The 12,043-nt window shown below is 40.8% G+C and carries 8 protein-coding genes; 7 read left to right on the top strand and 1 reads right to left on the bottom strand.

The genetic code is table 11. The features are described 5' to 3' along the window. Window positions 1-9: 9 nt before the first annotated feature. Both AB3Y88_RS04920 and AB3Y88_RS04915 read left to right on the top strand, forming a co-directional pair. The gene (locus tag AB3Y88_RS04920) at window positions 10-1,116 is read left to right on the top strand and encodes an ABC transporter ATP-binding protein (RefSeq protein ID WP_228889112.1); all 1,107 of its coding nucleotides are present in this window, start codon (window positions 10-12) and stop codon (window positions 1,114-1,116) included. 192 nt (window positions 1,117-1,308) lie between these two features. Next, complete coding sequence (locus tag AB3Y88_RS04915; RefSeq protein ID WP_228889107.1) at window positions 1,309-4,536, top strand: glycoside hydrolase family 70 protein; 3,228 nt, start codon at window positions 1,309-1,311, stop codon at window positions 4,534-4,536. A 124-nt stretch (window positions 4,537-4,660) separates the two neighbouring features. Here the strand turns inward: AB3Y88_RS04915 and AB3Y88_RS04910 are convergent, their stop codons facing one another. Further along, window positions 4,661-5,323 carry an NAD(P)-binding oxidoreductase gene (locus tag AB3Y88_RS04910; RefSeq protein ID WP_056961806.1) on the bottom strand — a complete coding sequence of 221 codons (663 nt, stop codon included), beginning with the start codon at window positions 5,321-5,323 and terminating at the stop codon, window positions 4,661-4,663. Between the two features lie 395 nt (window positions 5,324-5,718). Between AB3Y88_RS04910 and AB3Y88_RS04905 the strand changes: the two genes are divergently transcribed. From AB3Y88_RS04905 to AB3Y88_RS04885, 5 genes are all read left to right on the top strand, one after another. Beyond that, window positions 5,719-6,330, top strand: a complete 612-nt coding sequence (locus AB3Y88_RS04905; protein WP_056961804.1) for a GTP pyrophosphokinase family protein — start codon at window positions 5,719-5,721, stop codon at window positions 6,328-6,330. Between the two features lie 13 nt (window positions 6,331-6,343). After that, the gene (locus AB3Y88_RS04900) at window positions 6,344-7,027 is read left to right on the top strand and encodes a response regulator transcription factor (protein WP_056961802.1); all 684 of its coding nucleotides are present in this window, start codon (window positions 6,344-6,346) and stop codon (window positions 7,025-7,027) included. Then, window positions 7,028-8,275, top strand: a complete 1,248-nt coding sequence (locus AB3Y88_RS04895; RefSeq protein WP_367293402.1) for a sensor histidine kinase — start codon at window positions 7,028-7,030, stop codon at window positions 8,273-8,275. Between the two features lie 397 nt (window positions 8,276-8,672). Next, entirely contained in the window at window positions 8,673-10,061 is a 1,389-nt protein-coding gene (locus tag AB3Y88_RS04890) for an amino acid permease (RefSeq protein ID WP_228889104.1), read from the top strand. Between the two features lie 551 nt (window positions 10,062-10,612). Next, window positions 10,613-11,983, top strand: a complete 1,371-nt coding sequence (locus AB3Y88_RS04885; RefSeq protein ID WP_054755771.1) for a DUF2252 domain-containing protein — start codon at window positions 10,613-10,615, stop codon at window positions 11,981-11,983. Window positions 11,984-12,043: the final 60 nt, after the last annotated feature.

The following is a 12,043-nucleotide window of genomic DNA, read 5'->3' as shown; positions in this document are numbered from 1 at the left end:
CGTGAAAGAATGGTAGAAATAAAATTAGAACATATTTCAAAAAAATATGTAGGTGCTAAAGGGTACTCAGTAACAGACTTTAACTTGAAGATAAAGGATAAAGAATTCATCGTTTTTGTTGGACCTTCTGGTTGTGGAAAATCTACCACATTGAGAATGATCGCGGGTCTTGAAGGAATTACTCAGGGAGGATTGTACATTGATGAAAAAAAGGTAAACGATGAAGCACCTAAGGACCGCGACATTGCAATGGTTTTTCAAAACTATGCACTTTATCCGCATATGACCGTCTTTGATAATATGGCATTCGGATTGAAATTAAGAAAATATAGTGAAGTAGAAATAGAAAAACGTGTGCAAAATGCCGCTCAGATCTTAGGTTTAGCAGACTTTTTAAAACGCAAACCAGCAGCATTATCAGGAGGACAGCGACAACGAGTTACCTTAGGCAGAGCTATTGTGCGGGACGCACCGATCTTTTTGATGGATGAACCCTTATCCAACTTAGATGCTAAATTACGAGTGTCGATGCGCGCTGAAATTGCAAAATTGCATAGAAGTCTAAAGACAACAACGATCTACGTAACTCATGATCAAACTGAGGCAATGACGATGGCAGATAGAATCGTTGTAATGCGTGATGGTGAGATCCAGCAGGTTGGAACACCGCGGGAAGTCTATGAAAAACCGGTCAATGTTTTTGTGGCTGATTTTATTGGAGCACCGGCCACCAACTTCTTCGATGTAACTCTCCAAGATGGATATGTCAAGACCGAAGCAAGGACCTTTAACCTTGCTGTTCCAGAAGGAATTAATAAGGTTTTGAAACAGGCAGGTTACGAAGGAAAGAAGCTCATTTTGGGAGTTAGACCTGAACATATCCACACAGAACGAGCTTTTATTGAAACTTTCCCAAGTGCAACCGTTAAAGCCAAAGTAGTCGTTTCAGAATTACTAGGATCGGAATCAATTTTATATACCAAAGTCGGTGACAGTGAATTTGTTTCTAAAGTAGATGCACGTGATTATTTAGATCCTGATCAAATTGTGGAATTAGGATTTGATTTGAACAGATCACATTTCTTTGATCCGGAAACTAAAGAAAGCATCCTTTAGAAGGAAAAAGAAAATTCAAGTGAAATACTAATTTGAATATCAAACCGCAGATATTTAGTGAATATTAGCATGCCAAAAATGGGTTGGTAAGCTGGTATTCACTTTTTTTAAAATAAAAGCGAACATACGTTTGATAATCTTAAAATCCGGGCTTAAGATGAAATCAATCTTAAAGGAAAGGAAGTTTTTTAGATGGATCAATTAGGAATAGAAGCACAAGCTCAGTTTGATGAAGTACACGCAAAAATAAGGAGGACTCGCGGAAGCGGTCAGCAGCCACATGAGCATAAACATTTTGGCAAACGGCAGCAACGAGAAAATTCTACAAAAACCGTTTTTGCTGGAAATAGTCCTGATGTACCCATTATTTTTGGTGGCAGATATGTAGAAGTCAGCGGGACCTGGTTTTATCTCGACAGTCATGGAAACAAGCTCAAGGGGTTGAACAAAGTAGATGGAAACTTACAATACTTTGATCAGACTTCCGGTGCACAGCTTAAAGGTGAATTTGAAAAGGTTGGAGGGGTGACTTACTACTTTGATAAGTCCTCAGGTAATGCAATTCCGTATGTTTTGACAGTCGGCAATCAAAAAACTGCTTATCAAAGCGATGGTACTCCAGCAGCTTCAGGATTTTTTACCGCCCAAGATGGACACATCTACTACTTCAATAGCATTGGTTCATACGTAACTGGATTACAAACAATTGCGGGGGCAACTTATTATTTTGATGAAGATGGATATTTAGCTAAAGATACACTCGAAACTGTTAATGGCAAAAGTTATTATTCTGATGTCCTAACGGGGCAGGTCGTTGAACTAGTTGCACAAACTATTCCAAGTCAGCCGAGTTCAGCAAAAGCAATCGCAGCCTTTGCAGCTCATAATGTTGCTTATTCTTACACTGCAAAGAGTTTTGAGAATATTGATGGATATTTGACAGCTGATTCATGGTATCGGCCCACAGAAATTTTAAGTGATGGACAGCGTTGGGTCAAAACAACTGAGACTGATTTTCGCCCGCTGCTAATGGCTTGGTGGCCAAGTAAGGCCATTCAAGCTGACTATTTGAACTATCTGGTTGCACAAGGAATTGTGCAAAGTAAGCAGCAATTTTCAGCTAATGATAGTTTCAGAGTACTCGCGAGCGCTGCGCAAAACGTACAAATTGCATTTGAAAAGAATTTGATGCTGACAGCAACCGCCAACTGGTTGCGCCAATTGCTGCATAACTTTATTAAAACAGAAGAGATTTGGAATAAATCTTCTGAAGATGTCAGTTCAGATGGTCTGCAGTCGCTTCAGGGCGGTTTCTTAGCTTATCAAAACAGTAAGCGTACTCCCAAGGCCAATTCCAAAGCTCGTATTCTAGGTTATGTGCCTTCATATATTAAGAATAATGAAAATAAAGGCTCGGAATTTCTCTTGGCCAACGATATTGATAATTCCAACCCGATTGTGCAGGCTGAAGAATTGAACTGGTTACATTATTTAATGAATTTTGGTACCATCACTGCCAATGATGCGACCGCCAATTTTGATGGAATTCGCGTAGATGCAGTTGATAATGTTGACGCGGACTTATTGCAAATCGCAGCGGAATACTTTAAAAACGCTTATCATGTCGATCAAAATGATCAGGCGGCTAATGCACATTTATCGATTTTAGAGGACTGGGGTTCAGATGATCCACAGTATATCTTTGATCAAGGTGCTAACCAGTTAACGATGGACGATTATGTTGTCGGTCAGATGAATTATTCTTTGGAAAGCGGTCCTGAAGCCAACGACAAGATGGCACGTTTCTTACAATGGTATTTGATTAATCGGGCAAATGATAGTACTGAAAATACTGCAATTCCAAACTACACGTTTGTGCGTGCACATGATTCTAATTCACAAGACCAGATTCAAAAAGCTGTTCAAGCAGCTACTGGCGGAGAATACGGAGTCTTTACCTGGGCACAATTACAACAGGGCTTGGAACTCTATTATGCAGATCAAGCCTCAACCACTAAAGAATATAATCGCTATAATATGCCAAGTGCTTATGCAATGCTTTTGACTAACAAGGATTCAATTCCGCGAGTTTATTATGGTGATATGTATCTGGAAGGTGGTCAATATCTGGCTAATAAGACAATTTACTATGACACAATTGCTAACCTATTAAAAACAAGAATCAAGTACGTGGCTGGGGGGCAGACGATGTCTGTTGACAGCAATGATATTTTGACCAGTGTACGTTTCGGTAAAGGAGCGATGACGGCCGCTGATCAGGGAACGGCAGAAACGCGGACTGAAGGAATTGGAGTAGTGATTGGCAATAATACTGCCTTAGAATTAAAAGATGGCGCACAAGTGATTTTGCATATGGGGGCTGCTCATCGCAAGCAAGCCTACCGGGCAGCTGTTTTGACCACCGAAACTGGAGTAATCAATTATCCAACTGATGAAGGTGCACCGTTAGCTTATACTAATGACGCAGGTGATCTGATTTTTACCAATCAGAATCTCGTAGTTAATGGGCAGACCGAAGCTAACACGAGTGTTCAAGGATATGCTAATCCAGCAGTGACTGGGTATCTAGCAGTTTGGGTGCCAGCAGGTGCAAGTGCGACTCAAGATGCGCGGACAACTGCGACAACACTTCCACAAGCTGATGGGAAAATTTTCCATTCAAACGCTGCGTTAGATTCAAATGTTATTTTTGAAGGCTTTTCGAACTTCATTTCTTATCCAGAAACACATGATGAAAATGCCAATGTCGTGATTGCCAAGAAGACAGCACTATTTAAAGCGTTAGGAATTACGAGCTTCGAACTGGCACCACAGTATCGTTCAAGTGGCGATCACACATTCTTGGATGCGACGATTGATAATGGGTATGCATTTACTGATCGCTATGATCTAGGTTTTGGTACACCTACCAAATATGGGACAGTTGATGATCTGCGCAATGCACTCAAGGCGCTGCATGCAGCCGGTATTCAAGCAATTGCTGACTGGGTCCCGGATCAGCTTTATAACCTGCCTACAAAAGAGCTTGTCACGGTTAATCGAACCGATGAACGCGGTAATCAACTGGCTGATTCTAAGATTCATCGTTTGCTCTATGTCGCCAACACAATTGGCGGTGGAGAGTACCAAAAACAATACGGTGGTGCTTTCTTAAGCTTGCTGGAAACCGAATACCCAGATTTATTTACTGCTATTCAAGCTTCAACGCATAAGCCGCTTGATCCGAGTGTTAAAATTACCAGTTGGTCTGCTAAGTATTTAAATGGAACAAATATCTTGGGCCGTGGAATTGGTTATGTGCTGCGTGATGCGCATAACAGTTACTTCTTTGTTGGGGAAGATTCCCCTGTTGCACAGCGACTCTTGCCGGAAACCTTAATCGCCGAGCCTGCGGAGTAATTATTTAACACAATGATGAGTTTACGCTCATAATTGAAAAATACAAAAAACTGGCACCTTTGACGCAGTCTGAGTCGAAGATGTCAGTTTTTTCTGAGATTAAGCTTAAAGCGCTGGATATTACTTAGATTTTAAAGGCATCTTTGATACTGATGGTCCCACCGCCGAGAGTGTAACTTTTACGAAACGTATTGCGATTATTAATAATTGCAGCAATTACCGCTGCGACATCATCTCTAGGAATACTTAAATCCGTTAAAGCGGCATTTTTTGAAACTAACTTAATATTGCCAGTTCCTTGAGAATCTGTGAGCGGACCTGGACGCACGATGGTATAATCTAAGTCAGTTTGAATAAGCGCTTTGTCAGCGTAGTATTTTGCGATCATATAGGGCTTAATACCAGTTTTGTCCCAAAGTTCACGTTGGTTGCTGGCTGCAGAACTGACCATAATATAGCGCGTAATTCCGGCAACTTGGGCAGCTTCCATGGTCTTGATTGCCCCATCTAGGTCAACAATCAGTGTCTGATCATCACCCGTATTGCCGCCAGAACCGGCTGAGAAAACGATCGTATCAGCGCCGCTTTGTTTGAATTGGTGTGCGATGGTTTCGGGTAAGGCTGTTAAATCAAAATGCTGTGGAATGACAAGCGGGCTATCAGGTAAAACGGACGCTTGTGCGAGGTCTCGCAGCCCAGCTGAGACCGTCAGTCCTTGATTAATCAACTTTGGAACTAGCAACCGTCCAACCTTGCCATGTGCGCCAACTAAGAAGACAGATGTCATGTTTAAACCTCCTCAAGATTAAGTATTACCTAAAAAAAACTCATTCTATGCTTAGATTTTACACCACTTTAGCTTGGAATGAGTAGTTAGATCACTTGTTTGAAAACTGTGGCATTTCTCAATAAAAGGTTAAGTTAGCTGTTATTCAATCTTTTTACACATAAATTTAATATTTTGCTGGTATGGTGTATGATAGTACATTTCCAAATGTCAATGATGAAAGTTATCTACAAGCTGCGTTAAAAGAGAAGGTTTAACGTATAAAACATTTTTAGCGGTAAGCATGAGAGGAATTGAGCAAATTTTAATTTCTGACGCAATGCCCTTGTTTAGATAGCAATTGGCATGAAGACTGTTATAATGTTTAATTGATATAGATTAAAGGAATGACGATTATGGAAATATATGGGGAGTTCAAACCTTATCTCACAAAAATAAGGGACGATGTGTTGGGGAAATTAAACGCCCTTAACCAGAAAGAAATTGCTAATAATAAGACAAAGTTGTATGAACATTTAATTGGGCGTGTTAAGACCGAAGAAAGTATGACAGAAAAGTGTCAGCGTAAAGGTTTTCCACTGTCTCCGCAAGGCGCACTCTATGACTGCAAAGATGCGATTGGGGTCCGAATTGTCTGCAACTTTATTGATGATGTTTATCGTGCTATTGAACTTTTGAAGGCTGCAGATTGGTGTACAGTTGTCAAAGAAAAAGACTATATCACTCACTCCAAACCGAATGGATATCGGAGTTATCATCTTATTTTAAAAGTTGCAACTTCGTATCCAGCAATCGCTGAAGCTACGCCTGGCGGGTACTTTGTAGAGGTTCAGTTACGGACAATTGCCATGGACTCTTGGGCTAGCTTAGAGCATGAGATGAAATATAAACATACGATTGAAAATTCAAAACAAATTGTTAAAGAATTAAAACGGTGTGCAGATCAACTGGCTTCTTGCGATGTCCAAATGCAGACAATTCGGCAGTTGATTCATGAAAATCATTAAGGAGGCTTTTAGCATGCGAATATTACTAGCTGAAGACGAAAAACAACTTTCTAAGGTGCTGGTTACAGCATTAAACAGCAGAGGGTATAGCGTTGTTCCTGTCTATGATGGGCAAGAGGCTGTTGAAAAAGCTAGTCAAGGTGTTTACGATTTAATGATTTTTGATATCATGATGCCGCTTTTGACAGGGATTGAGGCGTTAAAAAGGATTCGGGCTGCGGGGGATCAAACCTATGTAATCATGTTAACGGCAATGTCAGAAGTTGACGATAAGGTCACTGGCCTTGATGCTGGTGCGGATGATTATCTGACTAAGCCGTTTTCACTAAAGGAACTGTTAGCGCGGTTGCGTTCACTCGAGCGAAGAACTGAAGACTATGGCAATGATGTTTTGAACTTTGGTGACATCACCCTTGATAGTAATGAACAGCGGCTTGAGAGTTTTAACTCTATCAGTCTTTCGGCCAAAGAAACGAGGCTGTTGAATCTGCTGATTTTGAATGCCAATAAAGAAATTGCCAGCGATGTTTTGATTGAGCATATTTGGGATAATGATGAAGATGTTGAACAAGAGACGTTATGGATCTATATTTCTTATCTGCGGCAAAAACTGCGTGCGGTGAATGCTCACGTCGAAATTCGGGGAGAAAAGGGTGGCCCTTACCAGCTAGTCAAGACTGATAAAGGGGGGCTTTAAATGATTCAGAAATTTCGATATCGCTTTATTGGACTTTCTACAGCCGCTTTGTTCATTGTTTTATTGACGGTCATTGGTAGCATAATCGGTATTTCAGCATATCGTGCTAAACAACAGATTAATAATGTACTGATTATTCTTTCTCAAAATGATGGACAGATAAATTCACAGATTAATACACAAAATGTAAAAAAACGGTTTGGACCTTCTTTTAACCAAGAAAGTTTGTATCAATACCGCTACTTCAGTGTTTCTTTTGATAAAAAAGGAAAACAAACGGCACTGGATGATACCCATATTATCAGCATTTCTAGAGATACCATTATGGATCTTGGTCGCCGAGTGTACCGCAGTGGACGAAAGGACGGGACAATTCGTTCTGTCATGTCAAATTATTCATATAAAGTTACACACAAACACGGCAAGACGAATATTGTTTTCCTAGATGAGTCAGTTATTATGGAAAGTACTAATAATATTATGGAAATTGGCTTGTTTCTCGGGGCGATCAGCCTATTGCTTTTTACCTTAATCTTAATTGCGTTTTCTAAACGAGCGATTAAGCCGATTGTGCAGGCCGAAAAGCGGCAGAAAGAATTTATTACAAATGCAGGGCATGAATTGAAAACGCCATTGTCGATCATTAAGGCTAACACTGAGCTGCAAGAGTTAATGAATGGAAAATCTGAGTGGACAACTAGCAACGAGCAGCAAGTGGATCGCTTGACCCGCTTGATTAACAATCTAATTTTATTAGCACGGATGGAAGAGCAGCCTAAAGTAACTTTAACTACAATCGATGCTTCCGCGACTTTTAAACGTGCAACAGATAGCTTTAAAGCAATTATAATGCAAGAAGATAAGACTTTTAAAGTTAAGGTCATGCCGGGATTAAAAATTAGGGCTGATGAGAACAGTTTCTACGAGCTATGTAACATTCTTCTCGACAACGCTAACAAATATTGTGATGACAAAGGAACCGTTACCGCATATTTAACAACTGATAAACGGCAAAGAAGAGTGACTCTTTTGGTTGGAAACACTTATGTTGCAGGAAAGAACAGCAACTACAGCCGTTTTTTTGAACGCTTTTATCGCGACGATAAATCACATAATAGTCAGAAAAAAGGGTTTGGAATCGGACTTTCAATGGCACAGAGCTTAATAGCGACTTTCAAGGCAAAACTAAGTGTGCGCTATCGTGACGATCAGCTTTTCTTTAGTGTAAGTTTTAAACCGGTTAAATAAAGTGGATGGATCGTTGGGTAAATGCCTAATGGCAATCAACAGTGTCCCTTTTTTAGAAGTGCTTCTAGCCGCCGCCTAAGCCTAAGCTCGAATTACGCATAACCCCAACCCAGGTTACTTTGTAATTCGCTGCATAGTCTTGGTAGGCTGAACGCTGCAAGTCGCACTTCTATTTAACGTGTTCCTAGCAGCCGCCGCCTAAGCCTAAGCTCGAATTACGCGTAACCCCAACCCAGGTTACTTTGTAATTCGCTGCATAGTCTTGGTAGGCTGAACGCTGCAAGTCGCACTTTTATTTAATGTGCTATGATTGTACATAGTTGAATTTATGTAGAAAATGAAACAGTTGGCGAGCCAGTGAAACTACTGTCTGCCAGCTTTTTTGGAGGAAGAACAAATGAAACAAAAGTCGAATAATGCGCCTGAACTCCAACGCTCCATGACTGCCGGGCAAATGGAGATGATCTCTCTGGGTGGAGCAATCGGAGTCGGCTTATTTATGGGATCAGCCGCAACGATCAAATGGACCGGACCATCCGTTTTGTTAGCTTATATATTTGTGGGACTCATTTTGTATGTTGTGATGCGCGCGCTGGGTGAGATGATCTATGTTAATCCAGGAACGGGGTCATTTGCTGATTATGCCACGGAATATGTGCATCCCTTAGCCGGTTATCTAGCTAAATGGGCAAATGTTTTTGAATACATAATTGTTGGAATGTCAGAGGTTGTTGCCGCAACTGAATATCTCAAATATTGGTGGCCGCAAATCAACCCCTTTGCAGCAGGAATAATCATTATCATATTTTTAGTTCTTGCGAATCTTGCCAGTGCTAAAGCATACGGTTCTTTAGAGTTCTGGTTTGCAATGATTAAGGTAATTACGATTATCTTGATGATTCTTCTAGGATTGATGGTCATCTTTTTTGGCTTTGGCAATGGAGGACACCCGGTCGGCTTTAGCAATCTTTGGCAACATGGTGGCTTCTTTACAGGAGGGTTCAAGGGCTTCTTTTTCTCAATGTCGATCATCGTTGGCTCATACCAAGGAATTGAGTTATTAGGAATTTCGGCCGGAGAAGTCGCCAATCCGCAAAAAGCAATTGTAAAGTCTGTTAAATCAGTGCTTCTTCGTATCTTGATTTTTTATGTAGGTGCAATTTTTGTGATTGTCACGATCTATCCTTGGAATCAATTGAGTGCAGTTGGCTCGCCATTTGTTTCGACTTTTGCAAAAGTGGGGATTACAGCGGCGGCTGCCATAATTAACTTTGTTGTTCTGACAGCCGCCTTGTCAGGAGCCAATTCTGGAATTTATTCTTCCAGCCGGATGCTTTTTAAGTTGGCACATGAGGGAAATGCCCCCAGAATTTTTGGACGATTATCTAAGCGAGTGGTTCCAGATGCTGCAATCTTAGGGATTGCTGGTGGTATCTTGGTTGGTTTTGCAATTAATATGCTTGCAACGATTTACAAGCAGTCAACTGCTGAGCTGTTTGTAGTGGTCTTTAGTTCCTCCGTTCTTCCAGGGATGATCCCGTGGTTTGTGATTCTTTTAGCGGAATTGCGTTTTCGGAGAGAAAATCCAGAATTGATGACAGCCCATCCTTTCAAATTACCGCTGTATCCGTACTCCAATTACTTTGCTTTCGGCATGTTAATTGTAATTGTAATTTTTATGTTCATTAATCCAGATACGCGAATTTCCGTGATCGTGGGGGCAGCAGTCTTACTGGTTGCCACTTTAGTTTATTTGCTGCGGCAGCGAGGTAAAACCATTCACTAAAAATCGTGCATTCTGATGGGCGCATAATTTGGGAATTTTTGAGGATCTAAGTGGTGTAAAGTGTTTCTAATAGTCAGGCATTAATGATAGCTATTTAACAGTTGTGATAAGTTGTAGAAGTATCTGTTTGACTTGGCATTCGTGATTAAAATTGATGCGGGTAAGCATTTTTCGTTATCTGCGTATTTAAGGGGATCGATCGTCTTTAACATGGAATTAGACCAGGCTTTTGAGCTTTTTTAACGAGGATTGAGCATAAGTATATCTAGGTTAGTAATCGCTATATCAATTAAGATGTCACTACGGCGTGGTTTGACGTGCACTAAGTTTTTTAGTGGGAAGTGGGAGTGCTAGAAAAAAAGTAGGATCAGTCCTTGCGTTCTTTGCGGAAGGATTTGTTTTTTGTGACAGTTAGCAATTACCTGGTAACGTTCAACTCAAAACTGACCAGCAAAAACAAAAATTGCGTTACAATGAATGAGATTGGTAGCATTAGGTGTTGAGAATGCCAATAGTGAAGACGCCGGACAATGAATAGGGAAGCGATGCAAATGGCAAAAAAAATAATTCTTGACCTTGGTCAGATTAGTGTTTCAAAGACACGTGAAGAGCTGATTAAGAGCGGTCAACAAAAATTTCAAGCAGTTTCTGTTGAAAAGTTAACTGCATATCAGGAAGTGAAACGTGATGCAGTTAAGATAATTGAAGCTGTTGAAACTGGCTTAATTCCTGAGTTGTTGCCGCTGCGCAGGGAACGCATGCTTCAGAATACTTTTTCCTTTTACCGTGGGACTGCAGGATTGATGGATTTTGATTTAGCAAATCAGGTGCACACTGGCATTCCAGTTTTGATTTGCGGAGATGCTCATTTAGGAAATTATGGTTTTTATGCATCACCGGAACGCCAGCTTTTGTTTGATCTTAATGATTTTGATGAAGCCAGAATTGATAACTGGGAGAATGATTTGCGCCGCTTATTAGTAAGTGTTTATTTAGCTGGTAATGAAAATGGTTTTAAAAACAAGAAGTTAAGTAAGCTCCTTAAGAAGGTGAGTGCAGCTTATCGTGCGGCTATCACTTATTCAGGTTCGCTGAAATTGATGGACCGTTTTTACCTCTCACCCAAAGTGCAACTGTTAGCTAAAATTGTACGCGAACAAGCGGGCGGCGAGTTTGAAAAACCGCTGACAAGCGTGATTGAGAAAGCTACAAAAAACGATTTGAATAAAGTCTTGCGTAAGTTTACGACGCTTAATGCTGATGGACACAGGGTCTTTATTGAAGCTGCACCGCGTTCAGTTCGAGTAAGTGAAAAAAAGATGGAGCAATTTAAAGCGGCTTTTAGTGAGTATCGCGCGACTGTTCCAGAAAGCGTGCGCGTGCTGTTATTACAGTACCAGATTACAGATGTAATTCGTCACAGTGTGGGTGTCGGCAGTTTTGGAACGCGGTGTTACTTACTGCTACTGACAGCTAATGATGGAAGTCATTTGGTACTGCAGGTTAAGGAAGCTTTGCCAACAAGGGACTCCTTTATTCCGTTGGAGCTGGATCTTGATCTTCACCGCGAAATTGGTGAAGGAAATCGCATTATTAAGGCGCAAAAAATAATGCAAGCAGCCTCGGATCCTTTTTTGGGCAGCCTGAGCAGCGGACAGCGGAGTTATTATGTACGTCAATTCAGGGATATGAAGGGCTCATTTAACCTTGAAAAAATGGATTGGTCTGGTTATAAACTTTATGCTGAGGTTTGTGGCCTTTTGCTGGCTTTCAGTCACTTCCACAGCCCAACTGCTCCAATGCTTCAAGGATACCTTGAAGAGACGGTTGATTTTGACAAGTTAATGGCGAAATGGGCTGTTAGATACGCGCAACAGGTAGAAATTGACTATGAAAAGTATAAGGAGCATGTCAGTCATTAAGCAACTGATTGCACTGAAGTTGTAAATAAAAGCAAAAGAGATTGTATTTCCATCCGTTAA

The organism is Liquorilactobacillus satsumensis (assembly GCF_964065465.1).
GTDB lineage: Bacteria > Bacillota > Bacilli > Lactobacillales > Lactobacillaceae > Liquorilactobacillus > Liquorilactobacillus satsumensis.
This window is presented reverse-complemented; position numbering and strand designations above follow the sequence as displayed.

Bases quoted from the DNA above. Each gene is read 5' to 3' on its own strand.
- AB3Y88_RS04920 (WP_228889112.1), top strand. From the start codon at position 10: ATGGTAGAAATAAAATTAGAACATATTTCAAAAAAATATGTAGGTGCT.
- AB3Y88_RS04915 (WP_228889107.1), top strand. From the start codon at position 1,309: ATGGATCAATTAGGAATAGAAGCACAAGCTCAGTTTGATGAAGTACAC.
- AB3Y88_RS04910 (WP_056961806.1), bottom strand. From the start codon at position 5,323: ATGACATCTGTCTTCTTAGTTGGCGCACATGGCAAGGTTGGACGGTTG.
- AB3Y88_RS04905 (WP_056961804.1), top strand. From the start codon at position 5,719: ATGGAAATATATGGGGAGTTCAAACCTTATCTCACAAAAATAAGGGAC.
- AB3Y88_RS04900 (WP_056961802.1), top strand. From the start codon at position 6,344: ATGCGAATATTACTAGCTGAAGACGAAAAACAACTTTCTAAGGTGCTG.
- AB3Y88_RS04895 (WP_367293402.1), top strand. From the start codon at position 7,028: ATGATTCAGAAATTTCGATATCGCTTTATTGGACTTTCTACAGCCGCT.
- AB3Y88_RS04890 (WP_228889104.1), top strand. From the start codon at position 8,673: ATGAAACAAAAGTCGAATAATGCGCCTGAACTCCAACGCTCCATGACT.
- AB3Y88_RS04885 (WP_054755771.1), top strand. From the start codon at position 10,613: ATGGCAAAAAAAATAATTCTTGACCTTGGTCAGATTAGTGTTTCAAAG.